The organism is Nostoc sp., assembly GCF_036917455.1.
In the GTDB taxonomy this organism is placed as follows: domain Bacteria; phylum Cyanobacteriota; class Cyanobacteriia; order Cyanobacteriales; family Nostocaceae; genus Nostoc.
In genome coordinates, this window is record NZ_JBALDK010000261.1 from 1 (window position 1) to 17,559 (window position 17,559).

Below are 17,559 nucleotides of genomic sequence, written 5' to 3' on the forward strand. Positions count from 1 at the left end.
TTAGGATTTTCGTTTACAACATACACAATTTCTGGTTTTTGTCAAAGCTTTTGTTAAGAAAGATGTTTATAATGGATAGCTTATAAAGGGGGGAAACTTGCCCCCCTTGTGAAGGCTACGGTGTATACACAAGTCCTAAAATCCTTGCCTGGTAAGATACAAGCTTTAATGGGCAAGGTTTTGATTTAATCGAGTTGATTATCAATAGTGTCAGATTATTGATAGAGGCATAACGAAAAATCAAGGATTTTAAAAATAATTTTCCGTTCTTTTCTGTCCATTTGATTGCCAACTAAACTTGTGTATACACGGTAGCCTTGTGAAGGGGAGGGTTGGGGAGGGGTGATTCAAGGATTTTTGCAAGAGGTCTATTGTAAAAAATACTTAACGAAGTATGTTGTACATAGTTATGCAAATAGAAAAGAAACTTAACACACGCTTTTGCACACGTGTGCAAAAATAAATCCATAAGTAAATTTTGCACACCTGTGCATAAAATCCCAAAGTCCGATTTAAAAAATTAATATCGACGGGTAAAAACCTATGTCTCAAACTGCGAGGAATTCCATCGAACAAACTCAATACAATCCCTTGCATTCGCTAGAAGAATGGGAAAAAGATTTACTCAATCGCTATCCCGATCCAGACAGCATAGTTAAAGAAGGTAAAACCACTGAAGCGTACAGAAATTACGAAACACTGACCAGAGACACGGTGAAAGAGTTTTATCGGTTAAATCATATTAATCAAACATATAATTTTGTACTTGAAAAAGAAAAGAATTTTCTCAATTTTGATAAAAAAGAAATGTCCGTTTGGGATGCGGTTGAATTTTTGAATCAATTAGTAGATGATTCAGATCCTGATACAGATATGGATCAGTTACAGCACTTATTGCAAACATCAGAAGCCATTCGTGCCGATGGTCATCCTGACTGGATGGTACTTACTGGCTTCTTTCACGATATGGGGAAGGTGCTTTGCCTATTTGGTGAGCCTCAATGGGCTACTGTTGGTGATACTTATCCTGTGGGTTGTGCATTCTCTGATAAAATTGTTTTCTCGGAATTTTTCAAAGAAAACCCCGATTACAGTAATTCCAATTACAACACCAAGTATGGTATTTACGAACCGAATTGTGGATTGAGTAATGTACACATGTCATGGGGTCATGATGAGTATTTCTATCAGATGATGAAAAACTATTTACCCGAACCTGCATTGTACATGCTTCGCTACCACTCATTTTATCCTCAACACCGGGAAAACGCATATAACCATTTGATGGATAATCGCGATCGCGAAATGTTTAAATGGGTTAAATTATTTAATCCTTACGATCTGTATTCAAAAAACCCTACTCCTCCTGATTGGCAAAAGCTAAAACCATACTACGAAGATTTAGTGGCTAAATATTTACCCGCGACGTTAAAGTTTTAAACTGCTAACACTAGCTAACTAACTATTACTGGCAATCTCCAAGCTAAATTATGATATTTGGAGCTAACGACATTAAGTTTTTTTAAGTACATTTAAACTTCAAAAAAATTAATATTTTTAAATACAGAATTCCACGAGTTTTAACTAAAGATAGATTAAAAAATCTTTTTCCATTCTGTAAAATTCAATAAAGAAAAATTATTTTTGTACTAAAGAAGGATAAACTAAGGCAAAGACAAGCATAAATTCTCAAGTTGAATAATATCATTTTCTAGAAACTTTGCTGAAAAGATAGTTTTATTCCAGGCACATTAAAAAATATTTTCACTAAAAAACAAATTTTATGACGTAGCGTAGCCGTCCTAGCTTTGTTTTGGAAATAAAACATTTATCTGATGCAGTGGAATTAATAGCAGCAAATAACATCAGTTACAAGATGTTAAATAAAAATTGAAAATGCCAAATTTTATAGGAATATTAGATCGTGTCCGATATTTTTAGACATATTTAATATTCTGTTGACCTTTATCAAATTTAAATTCATTGTTAAAAATAGGCAAAGATGAAGACGATTTTTCTCTTAGTTGGCATATTAAGTTTCACTGTTGTTAGTTGCACAAATAGCGCTCAAAATAATAGCTCTACTATTAATACTGCTACCAACACTAGTTTAGAAACTACAGTTAATAGTCCAAATAGAAAATTACAAACAATCGGTGTCGCCTTGGGTGACTTGGGAAACCCTTTCTATAATGCAGTACAAAAGGGTGCAGAGACAGAAGCCAAGAGAATTGGTGGTAATATTAGAGTTAATGCGGTTTCCAGTGGCTTTGATTTGAACCAACAAAGCAACCAAATTGAAAATTTTACTGCTGCGAATACTGATTTAATTATCCTCAGTGCTGTTGACAAAAAAGGGGTTAAACCAGTAATTGACCAAGCAAGGCTTGCAGGTAAGGTTGTAATTGCTGTAGATTCAGCCGTTGATGCAGATGTAGATGCAATGATTAGCTCCAACAATACCCAAGCTGGAGAGGTTGCTTGTCAATATATTGCCGATCGCATCAAAGGTCAAGGTAGTGTAGTTATCCTCAACGGTACACCGATGGACTCAATCAATCAGCGAGTCAGTGGTTGTGAGAAGTCATTATCTAAATATCCTAATATCAAACTCATCTCTAAAGACCAAAACGCTGAAGGGACAAGGGATGGAGGATTGAGAGTTATGAGTGATTTGCTCACAACCTTTCCCAAAATAGATGCCGTTTTTGCCACCAACGATCAAAGCGGTGTGGGTGCAGACTTAGCCGCTAGACAAGCAAAACGCAAAGAATTTTTTATTGTTGGGGTTGACGGTTCGCCAGATGCAACCAAAGCAATGGAAGACAAAGATGGTGTATTTGCTGCAACTGCGGCGCAAAATCCCGCAGGTATGGCCGAAAAAGCAGTTCAGATTGGCAACGATATCATCCAGGGTAAAAAATCTGAGTCACCTGACATTCTGATTCCAGTCAAATTGGTTACTAAAGATAACCTCAGCAGCTACAAAGGCTGGTAAGTAAGAAAAACTTAACTTTAGGGAATAGATAACTATGAAAAAGATTGCGATCGCAGCTAGCATACTAGGTATCATCAGTGGTAGTCTTGTCGGCTGTACTAATGCTTCTCCCGATGGCAACACTGCTACTAACACTGAGACAAAACCCGTTACAAATACTAGTGCTGAGACAAAAACTGCCACTGGAAATTCAAAATTGCGATCTGTTGCCTTCACCGTTGGCGATTTAAGTAATCCTTTCTTCGTCCTCATGGGACAAGCAACTGAGGCAGAAGCAAAGAAAATTGGCGGTAATAATGTCAATGTTACCGTAGTTTCCAGTGCCTATGACCTGAATCAACAAGCCAATCAAATTGAAAATTTTACTGCTTCCAATACTGACATTATTATCGTCAATGCTGCTGATAAAAGCGGCATTAAACCAGCAATTGAAAAAGCAAAACAAGCAGGTAGAATCGTCATTGCAGTAGATACAGGTGCTGAAGGAGGTGTGGATGCCACCATCACTACTAATAATGTTCAAGCTGGAGAAGTTAGTTGTAAATATATTGCCGATCGCCTCAAAGGTAAAGGCAATGTTGTAATAGTTAACGGGCCGCCAGTTGACTCGGTGATTCAACGAGTTAGTGGCTGCGAGAATGTGTTGTCCAAATATCCCGATATCAAAATCCTCTCCAAAAACCAAAATGCAGAGGGTAGTCGAGATGGAGGACTAAGAGTTATGACTGATTTGCTCACAACCTTCCCGAAAATTGATGCGGTTTTTGCTATCAACGATCCGAGTGGAGTTGGCGCAGAACTAGCAGCAAACCAAGCACAACGTAAAGATTTCTTTATTGTCGGGGTTGATGGTGCGCCAGAAGCAATCACTGCGATCGCAGCGAAAGATAGTATATATGCTGCCACCGCTACTCAAAATCCCCGAGGGATGGCTGAAAAAGCGGTTCAGGTTGGAAACGACATTTTAAATGGTAAGAAACCTAGTAATCCTACCATTTTAATTCCAGTTAAGCTGATTACAAAAGATAATGTAGGCACAGAAAAAGGCTGGCAATAATAATTCTAAATTCACAATGAAGAGTTGTGTCTAATCCGAATTGAGTCTTTTGATACATTGACATAGTTTTTGCACATACCCATGATATATATTATGTGCATTTGCAGAAAGTTCTGAATATGGGAAGGCAATATTCAGAACTTTCCAAGATAGCAATCGGTTTTTAAAAGATGATTTGGTGATGATTTAATTTCACATCAATTAGGAATTTATAACTTTCAATTGCGACTTTTAAATTATTTTTACAGGAGATGTTCATGACAGCAAGTATTGAAACCTCATTTCCTGATGCACCAACCACCACCCCTGTATTAGAAATGCAAGGGATTACCAAACGATTTCATGGTGTATCTGCGCTCCAAAATGTTAATCTCACAATTTATCCCGGAGAAGTTCACGCCCTCATGGGTGAAAACGGAGCAGGTAAAAGCACATTGATGAAAATCCTGGCAGGCGCTTACATTGCAGATGTTGGAGAAATTCGCATCAATGGTGAACCCCTGAAAATTACCGATCCGGCGACAGCACGTAAGGCGGGTATTAATCTTATTTATCAAGAACTGAACGTTGCACCTAATTTAACCGTTACCGAAAATATGTTTATGGGTAGCGAGTTGCGGCGAGGTCAATTTTTAGACCGCAAAGCGATGCAACTGGAAGCAGAGCAAGTCTTAGAAAGCCTGGGAGCCAATTTTACAGCGCAGACTATAGTTGGTACTTTATCGATCGCAGAACAGCAACAAGTTGAAATTGCCCGAGCGCTAAAAGATAAAAGCCGCGTTTTGGTGATGGATGAGCCAACAGCAGCCCTTTCTGACCGTGAGAGCGACAATTTATTTGAGGTAATTCGCAAACTACGGAGTGATGGCATTGCGATTATTTACATCAGCCATCGGATGGAAGAAATCTACGCCTTAGCTGACCGCATTAGCGTCCTGCGCGATGGTCAATATATTGGCAGTTTGACACGCAGTGAAATTTCTCCACAGCGATTGGTGCAGATGATGGTTGGTCGCTCCATGCAAGACTTTTACGAACATCAACGGCAAATGAATCCTGGCCCCGTGGTGCTGTCAGTCAGGAATATGAGCGATGCCCGCAAAAAGATTGAGCCGGCTAGTTTTGAACTTCATGCTGGCGAAATTCTCGGTTTAGCGGGGCTGGTTGGTGCAGGACGTACAGAACTATCGCGGCTGATTTTTGGTGCTGACCGGAAAGCCAGTGGTGAAGTATTTTTAAATGGCAAAAAACTGGAAATTAATACACCCAGCGATGCCATTGCTGCGGGAATTGGCTACGTCCCAGAAGACCGCAAAGACCAAGGTTTATTTCTGGAAATGAGCGCCCGGAAGAATATTGCCATCAATACACTTAAGCAGGATGCCAAAGCTGGAATTGTTAACTGGGGTTCAGTTAATCGGCTGTCAACAGATGCGGTAGAAAACTTCAATATCCGCCTAGCCAATTTGGAAATTAGAGCGCTGGATCTTTCTGGTGGGAATCAACAGAAGCTACTATTAGCGCGTTGGTTAGCCATTAAACCCAGAGTCTTAATGTTAGATGAGCCGACACGCGGCGTAGATATCGGTGCCAAAAGCGAAATTTACCGAATTATGAGCGAATTGGCAGCGCAAGGTGTTGCTATTTTAATGGTTTCCAGCGAACTATCGGAGATTGTTGGTATGAGCGATCGCGTCTTAGTGATGCGAGAGGGACAACTAGTAGGCGAACTGGACGGCAGTCTTGGCAAAGAAATCACCCAAGAAAAGATTATGCATTATGCAACTGGAGCATCGGAGGTATCAGCATTATGAGTCAGACAGTCAAACCGCCGGCCAATAAATTAGCCAATAATCCCGCAGCCCGCAACCGGAAATCAATCAGCACTCTGCTGGAAGTTGCAGGTATTCTGCCAATCTTAGTAATTATCTGCATTTTATTTGCATTCCTTTCTCCCAACTTCCTCACGGGCGGTAACATTGTTAATATCCTGCGTCAGGCATCAATCAATATTGTGCTGGCGACAGGAATGACCTTTGTAATTCTCACCGGCGGTATTGACCTATCAGTTGGGTCAATATTGGCTGTTTCTGCCGTCGTTGGACTGCTGGTATCGCTACTGCCGGCTTTAAGTTGGGCGGCTGTACCTGCTGCATTGCTAGCAGGATTGCTTTTAGGCTTAGTTAACGGCGCTCTCATCACCTTTTTGGATGTGCCACCTTTTATTGTCACATTGGGTTCACTTACAGCCTTGCGGGGTGTGGCCTTTTTGATTGCCAAAGGGACAACGCTGATTAACCGGGACATCAACTTTGCTTGGGTGGGTAATAGTTATGTCGGCCCTCTACCGTGGCTAGTAATCATTGCGCTATTGACTGTAATCGCTAGCTGGTTTGTATTGCGGCAAACTGTTTTAGGAGTGCAGATATATGCCGTAGGTGGTAACGAACGGGCAGCCAGATTAACTGGGATTAAAGTTAATCGCGTGTTGCTATTTGTCTATGGTATTAGCGGATTACTGGCGGGTTTAGGAGGCATCATGAGCGCCAGCCGTCTATATAGTGCCAGTGGCATATTGGGTCAAGGTTATGAATTAGATGCGATCGCAGCTGTTATTCTTGGTGGAACCAGCTTTACAGGTGGTATTGGCACTATTGGCGGCACTCTTCTAGGTGCATTAATCATCGCTATTCTCAACAACGGTTTAACTCTGTTGAACCTATCTTACTTCTGGCAACTAGTCGTTAAAGGACTAGTAATTATTTTGGCAGTAATGATTGACCGACTCCGCAGACGTTCTAGACGGTAAAGGGGACTGGGGACTGGGGAGATGAGGGAGAAAGAATAACTAAATTAATACCCAATGCTCAATTCCCAATTCCCAATGCCCAATTCCCAATTCCCAATGCCCAATGCCCAATTCCCAATTCCCAATTCCCAATATATTATGACTACTACTACTCGTCGTAAATCCAACACATTTTATGTCATTTTGATTGCTGGTGCTGCTGCCCTCGGCGGCTTTCTGTTCGGTTTTGACACCGCAGTAATCAACGGTGCAGTTTTATCTCTATCAAAAGCTTTTAACACCAGTAGTTGGGTGACAGGGCTGGCAGTGTCCCTAGCATTACTGGGATCTGCTGTAGGAGCCTTCTTTGCCGGACAGATTGCAGACCGTTATGGTCGAGTCAAGGCAATGGTGGTGGCTTCAGCGCTGTTTACTATCAGTGCCATTGGCTCTGGGTTTGCCTTCACTATCTGGGATTTTATCTTTTGGCGAGTATTGGGTGGCATTGGAATCGGTGTTGCTAGTGTTATCGCACCAGCTTACATTGCAGAATGTTCTCCCACCAATTTGCGAGGAAGATTGGGATCTCTGCAACAATTAGCGATCGTAGTGGGAATTTTTGTCGCCTTGTTAAGCGACTACTTTATTGCTGTGTCAGCAGGTTCAGCAGACTTGCCGTTTTTGTTTGGGGTTGCAGCCTGGCGTTGGATGTTTTGGACAGCAGTTCCGCCAGCTATATTCTACGGGATGGTGGCTTTAACAATTCCTGAATCTCCCCGTTACTTAGTTGCTAAAGGACGGGAGCCAGAAGCCGCTAACGTTCTGACCAAGATTTTGGGGGGTGATGTGCGGACAAAAATTGAAGAAATTCGGCAGACAGTACTTCGCGAACGCCAGCCTAAATTTTCTGACCTCTTAAGCAGAAGTGGCGGACTCTTGCCCATTGTTTGGATAGGAATAGGCTTATCTGTATTACAGCAATTTGTTGGCATTAATGTAATCTTTTACTACAGCAGCGTTTTGTGGCGGGCTGTCGGATTTTCAGAACAAAGTTCTTTAACAATCACGGTGATTACAGGAGCCGTCAACATTATTACAACATTAATTGCGATCGCCTTCGTGGATAAATTTGGTCGCAAGCCTTTGCTCATAATAGGGTCAATTGGTATGACCTTGACTTTGGGAACGATGGCTTATATTTTTGGCAATGCTCCTCTAGATGCTGCTGGAAACCCCACCCTCGCCGGAAGCGCCGGAACTATGGCTCTGATTGCAGCCAATCTCTATGTATTTTGCTTCGGTTTCTCCTGGGGGCCAGTGGTTTGGGTATTGTTAGGAGAAATGTTTAATAACAAAATTCGAGCGGCTGCACTTTCAATTGCTGCTGCAATCCAATGGGTTGCGAATTTCCTTATTTCCACAACATTCCCTCCCATACTCCAATATTTCGGTCTAGGTTCTGCCTATGGACTTTATACAATTGCGGCTGCTACCTCATTCTTTTTCATTCTCTTTTTTATTAAAGAAACCAAAGGAATTGAGTTAGAAGATATGTAATTTGTATCTATCTACATAAAAATCTGCATCCCTGACTTCTCAAATTAAATCTAGTGGCATCTAAATGATTAAAAAACCGCAGAGACGCGGTGAATCCAGCGCTGTAGGCGGGTTTCTCAACCTAGGCGACTGGTGAACCCGAAGGGGGGTTCCCCCCGTTGAAGCAACAGGCGTGGCGCAGAGGAAGAGGAAAGAAGAATAATTCCGATATAAACGGATGTGATTTCAAATTAGACAAGATTGGTAAGCTGTCGCGCCTACAAGTTGCCTCATAATCGAATGGCACGCTTGTAAAGGGAAAATCGTTGAGGCAGCAGGGGTGCAGAGGAGCAAAGGAGCAGGGGAGAAAGAAGAAGTTTTAGGTATTGCGTTCGGATATTTAGAAATTCCCCTCTGCGCCCCTGCTCCTCTGCAATCCTTACGCTGTATACCCTTCAGCTTAACTTAGTGCCATTCGCCTCATAATCTTTTAGGTAAAACCTGTAAACCCTTTCCTCTGCTCCCCTGCTGTCTCAATGTGCAAATTAAAAACACAACAGCTTATAAATCTTGTGGGGTGGGCATCTTGCCTGCCCCGATCCTACAAGCTTTATCTGGAACATCTAATAACAACTAAATACAAGCTTTCGCTTCAGTAAATCAGTAAAAAGATGGAAACTCTCAATACGGCTCTTTGTTCTTATGGTTTGTCCGGTAAGGTATTTCATACGCCGTTCATTGATTTGCATCCCGGTTTTCAATTAGCAGGCTCCTGGGAAAGAAGCAAAAAGCTGATACAAGAAGATTATCCAGGAGTAAAAAGTTATCCTTCTTTGGAAGCATTGCTAGCCGACGATCGAGTAATGTTGGTGGTGGTAAATACACCAACTTATACACATTACGACTATACTAAACAGGCTTTGTTGGCAGACAAACATGTAGTTGTCGAAAAAGCATTTACCACTACAGTTAAAGAAGCAGAACAACTGAATGAATTGGCATTAAAACAGGGAAAGAAGTTATCTGTGTATCAAAACCGCAGGTGGGATAGTGATTTTAAAACAGTAAAAAAAGTGATCCAAGAAGGCTTGCTGGGTGATATTATTGAAGCAGAATTTCAATTTCAAAAATATAAACCAGCACTCAGCCATAAACAACACGTAGAAGTTCCAAGTCCAGGTGCAGGAATATTAAATAATTTAGGCCCGCACTTAATAGACCAAGCTTTGCATTTATTTAGGATGCCTGATGCTATTTTTGCAGACATCCGAATCACAAGGCAGCGATCGCAGGTAGATGATTATTTCGAGTTAATCCTCTACTACGACAAACTGCGCGTAAAACTAAAAGCAGGTTTCCTTGTGCGTGAGCCTGCACCTGCCTATATCATACATGGTACAAAGGGTTCTTTTCTCAAAAGCAGAGCCGATGCTCAAGAAGAGTATTTAGTAGCAGGCATCAAGCCTAATACACTTGATTGGTATACAGAGCCGGAAAGTGAATACGGCTTGCTTCATACAGAAAAAGACACAAAAGTAATTCGGGAAAAAGTAAAAAGCTCACAGGGCAGTTATTTAGGCTATTACGACGCGGTATATAAATCTATTATTGATAATCAGCCAATTGCTGTTACTGCCGAAGACGGAATTAATGTCATGTGGATTATAGAAGCGGCTATTAAAAGCAGCAATGAGCAAAGAGTCATAGGGTTGCTTTAAGTAACCAAAAACTGAAACTCAAAATATGTAACTTTAATGCTGATTAACTCACAACCTGCAAGCTTTGGTTTGAGTGTAATCTCTTGAGTTACAAAGTCAGAACTTAACCACTTTCAAGTAAATAAGTCAATGATCAAAATTGTTTTTTATAGCTTTTTTATCCTATTTTTGGCAGTTCCAGCAGTTTGGGCAACACCTCCAGAAGATGATTCTAATGCAGCAGATGCTAATCGGAATTTGCAGGGACAAGTAAATTCTGTTTCCCAGTTTTCTGATGTACAACCAACCGATTGGGCGTTTGGTGCATTGCAATCGCTAGTCGAACGCTACGGCTGTATTGCAGGTTATCCCAATTCCACCTATCGCGGAAACCGCGCCTTAAGCCGTTATGAGTTTGCCGCAGGTTTAAATGCTTGCTTGGATCGGATTAATGAGTTAATTGCCACAGCTACTAACGATTTAGTTAATAAGCAAGATTTGGCAGTGCTGCAAAAGTTGCAGACAGACTTTGCCGCAGAATTGACTACTCTGCGAGGACGAGTAGATACCGTAGAGGCACATACAGCAACATTAGAGGCGCAGCAATTTTCCACCACTACCAGACTGAATGCTCAAATTATTACCGCCATTAGTGATACCTTTGGTAATAGAGTAGGTGGCGATCGCGATGAATCCCGTATCTACTTTGCAAACCGAGGTCGTCTCAACTTTGAGAGCAGTTTCACAGGCAAAGATTTATTGCGAGTCCGGCTAGAATTTGGTAACTTTGGAAATTCTACCAATGGTGCAAGCCAAATTGCCGCAGCCACAGGCACAGGCATGACACGCCTTAACTTCGATTATGACAGCAACGACACGCTTTTTGTTCCCCACATTCGATACTACTTCCCAGTCAGTGATTCTCTTAACTTCGTTGTTGGGCCCACAGGCATTGGTTACACCGATATTTCAACTACTGTCACTCCCCCCACAATCGCTGACGACGGCAATGGGGTTCCCTCACTATTTGGGTCATACAGTCCCTTATTCCGGCGAGGTGGTGGGGGTGCAGCCGCTAATTTGAACATTACCAAAGACTTGGTTCTCACCTTGGGCTATTTAGCAAACAGTCCCAATACGCCATCGGGGAGCAACGGCTTGTTTGATGGCGGCTACAACGCCCTGGCGCACTTAGCTTATTACGGTAAGGAAGGAGCTATTGGTGTTGCCTACTCTCATGGCTATAGTCCTAGTGGAGTGGTCGATCTCGCCGCCGGGACAGGTAGCACCCTGTCAAACGCTCCCTTTGGCAACAACATTGCTACTTCCAACGATATTGTCGGCGCACAGGGATTCTATCGCTTCTCTCCAAATTTCCAAATCCACGGTTGGGGTGGATATATTTGGGCAAATGCCAAGAGTTCTAGTTTGAGTAATATTTCCAATGGCAGAGGTGGAACAGATTCTCTATTTGTGAACAGTGGTGACAATGCCAATGTCTGGTTTGGGGCGATTGGTATGTCCTTTCCTGATGTGGGGGGTAAGGGTAACTTGCCAGGAATTCTCTTTGGTATACCACCACGTGTCTCTAACAGTGATGTCCGTCAAGACCGAGACACCGCTTACCATATCGAAGCCTTCTATCGCTACCGCCTAAACGATAATATCTCTGTAACTCCTGGTTTTTGGGTGATTCTCAACCCGGAAAACGACAGTAGAAATGATACGCAGTATGTAGGTGTACTTCGTACAACCTTCGATTTTTAACGCATCGCGGAAGTCCCCACCTTGAATGTACTCATCTCTGTGGGGATAGGGAGCGGGGAATGAGGATTACATCTGGAAAGGTTCAGCCGTCTCTGCTGTAGGAGGGGAGGTAAGTCCTAATCTTGGGCGAAAGTCTAAGTTTAGGCACTCCCCCTTGATTACAGAAGCTTAGACTTCAGCCGCAGGCAAGTCTGAGTAGTTCACGTAGTATATTCGGCGTTAATCCTCACGTAGTCGTAACTCAAATCACAACCCCAAGCTTTACCGACACCATAACCATTGCCAACATTAACGGAAATTAACACCGTATCCTCTTGGAGATAAGCACCTATCGCCGCTTTTTTCAAATAAGCACTCGCTGCTGCACGATCAAAAGTTAAGGGTTGTCCGTTTTCCAACATTAAACAATCCCCTAACTTAATTTGCAGGTTTTCTTGTTCAAAAGGTATACCTGCACGTCCGGCGGCGGCGGCGATACGTCCCCAGTTAGGATCTCGTCCAAAGATTGCAGATTTAACTAGGGATGAACCAGCGATGGTTTTGGCTATTTGTCGGGCTGAGAGTTCATCATGGACCCCAGTTACTTCTACTTCTATTAGACAGGTTGCACCTTCACCATCACGAGCGATCGCTTTGGCTAAATGCTGACAAACTGCTGTTAACATGGCCTCTAATTTCTCTGCTTCTGCACCCCATTCTGTAATTGCTGGGGTGCGAGATTGACCGTTTGCTAAGGCGATTAAGCTGTCATTGGTACTGGTATCACCATCCACTGTGATGGAATTAAAGCTTCTATCAGCCGCCCTTGCTAACATTTGTTGCCAAAGAGCTGGCGAAACCACAGCATCACAAGTTACAAATGCTAGCATGGTTGCCATGTTGGGGTGAATCATGCCAGAACCTTTGGCAATGCCGCCAATTCGGACTGGGCGTTGACGCAGCCCGCCGGAGGCATCGCCAAAGGTTGTCTCTAGGGCAATGGATTTTGTTACCAAGTCTGTAGTGATAATCGCTCCGGCTGCGGCATCTGAGCCTGTTTCTGATAGTGCTGCTACTACTTTAGGAATTCCGCTTCGCAAAGCATCCATCTTAATTCTTTGACCAATCACCCCAGTAGAAGCCAATAAGACAGATTCAGATGAGATGTTAAGTGCTTGGGCTATTGCCAGAGCAGACTCTAAGGTATCAAGGTAGCCTTGATTACCTGTAGCGGCATTTGCTTGTCCAGCGTTGCAAAGGATAGCACGAGCGCTATGTTTGGCTTGCAAGCGTTGACGACAATATTCTACACAGGCAGCTTTAACTTGACTAGTGGTGAAGACACCAGCTGCGATCGCTTCCACCTCTGAGAATATCAAAGCTAAATCCGGCAACCCCGAAGGTTTCAACCCTGCGGTAATTCCTGCCGCCTGATACCCCCTTGGTGCTGTGACACCACCTGTTATTTTTTGCCAATCTGCCATTATTCGTCCTTACAACTATCAGTTTGGATCGGTCAATTTGTGCTTTAGCAAAGTGTTGAGTTAGGAGAGACGCAATTAATCGCGTCTGTACAGGAGTTAGGAATTTCCCTCAATCCTTAATCTTCATTGTGAGTTTATTTGCTGATGGCAATAATAATGCACCAGTTGGCGATTAGCATAATTGTTTTTACCTTTCTTATGACGAAAGACAAATATAGCCTTCCGATTTGATTTGGAGAAAATATCTGTAGGATGTGTTAGCACGGAGAGGACGGTATCAAACCCTTGATATATAGTGCGTTACGAACTTCGTTTTAACACAACGTCAGTTGCTACAACGGAGGGAACATCCCTTCGGGAAAACCAGTCGCCTATGGGAAACCCGCCTACAGCACTGGATTCACCGCAACGCACTGGCTCTTCTACCATACCTAATTTCGTTCAAAAATCAAATAGTAATCCTATATGAAAAAAGAGAGCTATTTAGGCAACTCTCCAGATCGTTATGGTGCATCTTTTTATCACAGTATATGTTTTATTATTTAAGGGTTAATACTTATTTATTAAGATTTTTTATAAGAATCGATGAAGCTTCTCCGTAAAAACTGTGAAATAAAATAAAAAAGAGAGCTACTTAGGCAGCTCTCCAGATCATCAGGGTGCATCTACTTACCACACTATATCATTTTAGGTATGCGGGTTGTCACCAGTTTTTATATGAAGATTCGATGAAGAAACACCAGTAAAATACTTACTTGGGAATTGGGCATTGGGCATTGGAAAAAACGGGAGCAATGCATTTTGTGAGATGGGTAAGCAGGGGAGGTAGGGGAGGCAGGGGAGGCAGGGGAAGAGAAAGAAATAAGTGTAGAAGCAGTCTGTTTCGGTAGTAAAAAATACTAAAAATGCCTCTTTACTCCCCCTGCTCCCCCTGCCTCAAGAGCCTATTTCACGAGGATCTCACTTTTTCGCGTTGCTCCCGGAAAAGACTTACTGTAACTCCCCTTTGCTCCTTTGCCCTTCACCCAATAAAGTTGACTTGAGAGATGACTTGTAAAATGTCTAAAACTCTTGCTGAACAGTAATTACGAATTACAATGCGTTCAGTTTCTTTTCCACCAATTCATTAGTCAGCTTAGGATCGGCACGTTTAGCTGTCTTTTTCAGAACTTGTCCGACAAAGAAACCTTTAAGGTTGGTGTTACCGTTGCGATACTTTTCTAGTTCTTTGGGATTAGCAGCTATGACTTCATCGACAATGGGTTCTAATACACTAGGATCGCTGATTAACTCTTGACCTGCAAAGGCTTTTTCAGGAGAAATCCCACTGAGCAAATCTGGTAACTTTTCTTTAGCTTGAGCATTGCTAATTTTGCCTGTTTCAATGCGAGTGATGATATCAGCTAAATTGGTGGGAGTCAGTCCAATTTCAGTAATACTGAGTTTTTGCTTATTAAGGTGAGCGGCGATATCTTGAGTAATCCAGTTTGCAGCAGCTTTGGGATTTGCTCCAGATGCGATCGCAGTTTCAAAATATTCCGTTACTGGACGATCTTCTGTCAAAACTCGCGCGTCATAAGCCGAAAGCCCCAACTCATTTTCATAATGATGGCGTTTTTGGGCTGGTAATTCTGGTAGTTCGCTACGCCATTGCTCTAATTGAGCATCCGTCACCTCAATTGGTGCTAAATCTGGTTCGGGGAAGTAGCGATAATCGCTAGAACCTTCCTTTATCCGCATACTACTTGTACGTTGAGCGCCTTCTTCCCACAGCCGAGTTTCTTGGATGATGCGATCGCCTGCTTCAATGGCGGCGATTTGGCGCTCAATTTCGTAGTCAATTGCCCGTTGGATGGCACTGAAGGAGTTCATGTTTTTTATTTCTACCTTGGTACCAAATTCCTTTCGTCCCACTGGACGTACAGAAATGTTGACATCGCAGCGCAGAGATCCTTCTTGCATATTCCCATCACTCACGCCGAGATACCGGACAATCCGACGCAACTCTTCAGCATATTCAGCAGCTTCTAGTCCAGAACGCAAATCAGGTTCCGAGACAATTTCGACTAACGGTATACCTGCGCGATTGTAGTCTACCAGAGAATAGGAAGAACCAGAAAGGCGAGTCTCGGTCCGAGAGGCTTCGCCAACGCTACCTGCATGTACCAATTTTCCTGCATCTTCTTCCATGTGCAGACGTGTAATGCCAATACGTTTGCGGCTGGGATTCCCCTCAGCATCTACCAATTCTATTTCTAACCAACCATGTTCTGCGATCGGTAGATCGTATTGAGAAATTTGGTAATTTTTAGGTAAGTCAGGATAAAAATACTGTTTCCGGTCAAATTTGCTATATCTAGCGATTTGACAATTCAGTGCCAAACCAGCTTTGACAGCGTATTCTAATACTTTTTCATTGAGTACAGGTAAGACCCCAGGTAAACCCATACAAACCGGGTCAATGTTAGTATTTGGATCAGCACCAAAGGCCGTAGAGCTATTAGAGAAAATCTTGGTGTTGGTACTCAGCTGACAATGGGTTTCTAGACCAATAATCGCTTCATATTCAGTTTTTACAGTTGTAGCAGTCGTCATGATATCACTATTTCGGCATAATCCTTCTAGTGGTACTATTGTAACGGCGGATTGAGTTGCCCTGAAGACGGTTATTTGGGTGAGCAATGCTTACCCTCTTGAACTTGAAAAGGGAGATGCAAACATAAGGTGAAGAAAATTTTAATTTATTGGTTCTGGGGGTGCTGGTAAATCTACCTTAGAGGCTGTTTGAAAATTCTTAATTATAGGTATCAAAACGTTTTAGATCCCCCTAAATCCACGCCACGTAACTCCACTTGGGGAGACCCCAAGACCGCAGTGGCTCCCCTTAAAAAGGGTGACTTTGATTCTTCCCCCTTTTTAAGGGAGTTAGACCCAGATTTCTCACCACATGTCGATTAAGCCTGCGCTTGAGCAGGGGAGCAGGGGGAGCAGAGGAGCAGGGGAAGCAGGGGAGGCAGGGGGAGCAGGGGGAGCAGAGGAGCAGAGGAGCAGGGGAGCAGAGGAGAGTTCAAATACCAAGTTCTTTCCCCTCTGCCCATCCTTCGCCTCAAGCTTGTGAGAAATGCGAGTATTAGTTTTTATCTTCCTTTGCCTCCCCTGCCTCCCCTGCCTCCCCTGCCTCCCCTGCCTCCCCTGCCTCCCCTGCCTCCCCTGCCCCCCCTGCCTCCCCTGCTTCCTCTGCCTCCCCTGCCCCTCTGCCCCTCTGCCCATCCTTCGCCTCAAGCTTGTGAGAAATGCGGGTTAGAGGGGATCAATAAGTGCCTAAAATCACAGTCAAATATTTCTTCATTCAACCTCTTAGCCCGCAAACTGGGAACTATCTTAGGGACTTCCAAATAAAAAAATATTCCAAAACTGACGCAAAAATCCTCTTAATCTCTCTTCTCTCTGTGTTGCGCCAGGTGCTACAACGGGGGGAACCCCCGCAACGCACTGGCTTTTCTGCATCTGGAGTGGTTCGTTTTTTGGGATAATTTATTCCTTTGAAATCTCTTATATTAATGCCTCAAACTCTTTAATAATAAATCAAACTATAGGACTCATATTTGATTTTTGAACAAAACTCAATACACCTTTATTCCTTCTTCCCAGTCCCCAGTCCCCAATCCCCAGTCCCTTACCTCTACGAGTGATTCATAAATCAAATCGGATTGCTATATCAAAAAGATATTAGCACTCTCGGCTTGTTAGTGCTAATTTTTGACTGAGGTTTAATGCCTATGATATAGACCAAAACTATACTTTTTCTAGATGCTTTAGTTACTTATCATGCATTATATTAAAAAAATAAATCTTTCCTGCAAGGAAGTTAAAACTGGGAGTACTAAAATGAAATACACTTTTGATATTGTAGGAGTATCTCCACTTTTGCAATTTTTTAATCACCAGCAGCAAAATGGGCAAAAACTACCATACCAAGGAGTGCAATATTTGGGAATGCATACCTGTACACTTGATACGTTTCTGGAATCGGTAGAATCAGTACCAGCCAAACGGGGTTGGAATCTAGATCGAGTAGTAGATACCGTGATTCAGTTTTGGTTGAACAACTCAGATAGTATTCATTATTGGAAAGTACGTTTAAGTGACGCTGGTAAAGATAATTTACTAGTCGCCAGATTAGCGGATATAAAAGCCTTACAAGCTGAATTTGAATCCCTATTAGATAAGGAGTGATCAAAAGATAACTAAAT

General features: G+C 42.7%; 12 protein-coding genes. 9 read left to right on the forward strand and 3 right to left on the reverse strand.

Annotation, left to right across the window (positions count from 1 at the left end; translation table 11 throughout):
* The first annotated feature begins 543 nt into the window (after positions 1–543).
* The 8 genes from V7K42_RS28080 (at position 544) to V7K42_RS28115 (ending at position 11,843) form a co-directional block, all read left to right on the forward strand.
* A complete protein-coding gene (locus tag V7K42_RS28080) occupies positions 544–1,440 on the forward strand; it encodes an inositol oxygenase family protein (protein ID WP_334920894.1) in 897 nt (298 codons plus the stop codon).
* A gap of 562 nt (positions 1,441–2,002) precedes the next feature.
* Positions 2,003–2,998: an ABC transporter substrate-binding protein gene (locus tag V7K42_RS28085; RefSeq protein ID WP_334920896.1), complete on the forward strand. Its 996-nt coding sequence runs from the start codon at positions 2,003–2,005 to the stop codon at positions 2,996–2,998.
* Positions 2,999–3,032: 34 nt separating this feature from the next.
* The gene (locus tag V7K42_RS28090) at positions 3,033–4,055 is read left to right on the forward strand and encodes an ABC transporter substrate-binding protein (RefSeq protein WP_334920898.1); all 1,023 of its coding nucleotides are present in this window, start codon (positions 3,033–3,035) and stop codon (positions 4,053–4,055) included.
* Between the two features lie 257 nt (positions 4,056–4,312).
* Positions 4,313–5,869, forward strand: a complete 1,557-nt coding sequence (locus V7K42_RS28095) for a sugar ABC transporter ATP-binding protein (RefSeq protein ID WP_334920900.1) — start codon at positions 4,313–4,315, stop codon at positions 5,867–5,869.
* Positions 5,866–6,864 (forward strand): ABC transporter permease subunit, encoded by a 999-nt coding sequence (locus tag V7K42_RS28100; protein WP_334920902.1) that lies wholly within the window; start codon positions 5,866–5,868, stop codon positions 6,862–6,864. The genes V7K42_RS28095 and V7K42_RS28100 overlap by 4 nt, the downstream gene beginning before the upstream one ends.
* A 138-nt stretch (positions 6,865–7,002) precedes the next feature.
* Positions 7,003–8,400, forward strand: coding sequence for a sugar porter family MFS transporter (locus V7K42_RS28105; protein ID WP_334920904.1), 1,398 nt, complete (start codon positions 7,003–7,005; stop codon positions 8,398–8,400).
* A gap of 650 nt (positions 8,401–9,050) precedes the next feature.
* On the forward strand, positions 9,051–10,097 hold the full coding sequence (locus V7K42_RS28110; RefSeq protein ID WP_334920906.1) for a Gfo/Idh/MocA family oxidoreductase: 1,047 nt from the start codon (positions 9,051–9,053) through the stop codon (positions 10,095–10,097).
* 129 nt (positions 10,098–10,226) lie between these two features.
* Positions 10,227–11,843, forward strand: coding sequence for an iron uptake porin (locus tag V7K42_RS28115; RefSeq protein WP_334920908.1), 1,617 nt, complete (start codon positions 10,227–10,229; stop codon positions 11,841–11,843).
* A gap of 200 nt (positions 11,844–12,043) precedes the next feature.
* Here the strand turns inward: V7K42_RS28115 and argJ are convergent, their stop codons facing one another.
* The 3 genes from argJ to gatB all read right to left on the reverse strand — a co-directional run bounded on the left by argJ (position 12,044) and on the right by gatB (position 15,901).
* On the reverse strand, positions 12,044–13,306 hold the full coding sequence (gene argJ, locus V7K42_RS28120; protein ID WP_334920910.1) for a bifunctional ornithine acetyltransferase/N-acetylglutamate synthase: 1,263 nt from the start codon (positions 13,304–13,306) through the stop codon (positions 12,044–12,046).
* A gap of 300 nt (positions 13,307–13,606) precedes the next feature.
* A complete protein-coding gene (locus V7K42_RS28125) occupies positions 13,607–13,735 on the reverse strand; it encodes a hypothetical protein (RefSeq protein WP_334920912.1) in 129 nt (42 codons plus the stop codon).
* Positions 13,736–14,398: 663 nt separating this feature from the next.
* Positions 14,399–15,901, reverse strand: coding sequence for an Asp-tRNA(Asn)/Glu-tRNA(Gln) amidotransferase subunit GatB (gene gatB / locus V7K42_RS28130; protein WP_334920914.1), 1,503 nt, complete (start codon positions 15,899–15,901; stop codon positions 14,399–14,401).
* Between the two features lie 1,293 nt (positions 15,902–17,194).
* On the opposite strand from gatB, the gene V7K42_RS28135 reads away from it, so the two are divergent.
* On the forward strand, positions 17,195–17,542 hold the full coding sequence (locus V7K42_RS28135; protein ID WP_334920915.1) for a hypothetical protein: 348 nt from the start codon (positions 17,195–17,197) through the stop codon (positions 17,540–17,542).
* Positions 17,543–17,559: the final 17 nt, after the last annotated feature.

Excerpts from the sequence above, each read along its gene's own strand:
- V7K42_RS28135 (WP_334920915.1), top strand. The coding sequence starts at position 17,195 with ATGAAATACACTTTTGATATTGTAGGAGTATCTCCACTTTTGCAATTT.
- V7K42_RS28085 (WP_334920896.1), top strand. The coding sequence starts at position 2,003 with ATGAAGACGATTTTTCTCTTAGTTGGCATATTAAGTTTCACTGTTGTT.
- V7K42_RS28090 (WP_334920898.1), top strand. The coding sequence starts at position 3,033 with ATGAAAAAGATTGCGATCGCAGCTAGCATACTAGGTATCATCAGTGGT.
- argJ (WP_334920910.1), bottom strand. The coding sequence starts at position 13,306 with ATGGCAGATTGGCAAAAAATAACAGGTGGTGTCACAGCACCAAGGGGG.
- gatB (WP_334920914.1), bottom strand. The coding sequence starts at position 15,901 with ATGACGACTGCTACAACTGTAAAAACTGAATATGAAGCGATTATTGGT.
- V7K42_RS28105 (WP_334920904.1), top strand. The coding sequence starts at position 7,003 with ATGACTACTACTACTCGTCGTAAATCCAACACATTTTATGTCATTTTG.
- V7K42_RS28100 (WP_334920902.1), top strand. The coding sequence starts at position 5,866 with ATGAGTCAGACAGTCAAACCGCCGGCCAATAAATTAGCCAATAATCCC.
- V7K42_RS28115 (WP_334920908.1), top strand. The coding sequence starts at position 10,227 with ATGATCAAAATTGTTTTTTATAGCTTTTTTATCCTATTTTTGGCAGTT.
- V7K42_RS28125 (WP_334920912.1), bottom strand. The coding sequence starts at position 13,735 with ATGGTAGAAGAGCCAGTGCGTTGCGGTGAATCCAGTGCTGTAGGCGGG.
- V7K42_RS28110 (WP_334920906.1), top strand. The coding sequence starts at position 9,051 with ATGGAAACTCTCAATACGGCTCTTTGTTCTTATGGTTTGTCCGGTAAG.
- V7K42_RS28095 (WP_334920900.1), top strand. The coding sequence starts at position 4,313 with ATGACAGCAAGTATTGAAACCTCATTTCCTGATGCACCAACCACCACC.
- V7K42_RS28080 (WP_334920894.1), top strand. The coding sequence starts at position 544 with ATGTCTCAAACTGCGAGGAATTCCATCGAACAAACTCAATACAATCCC.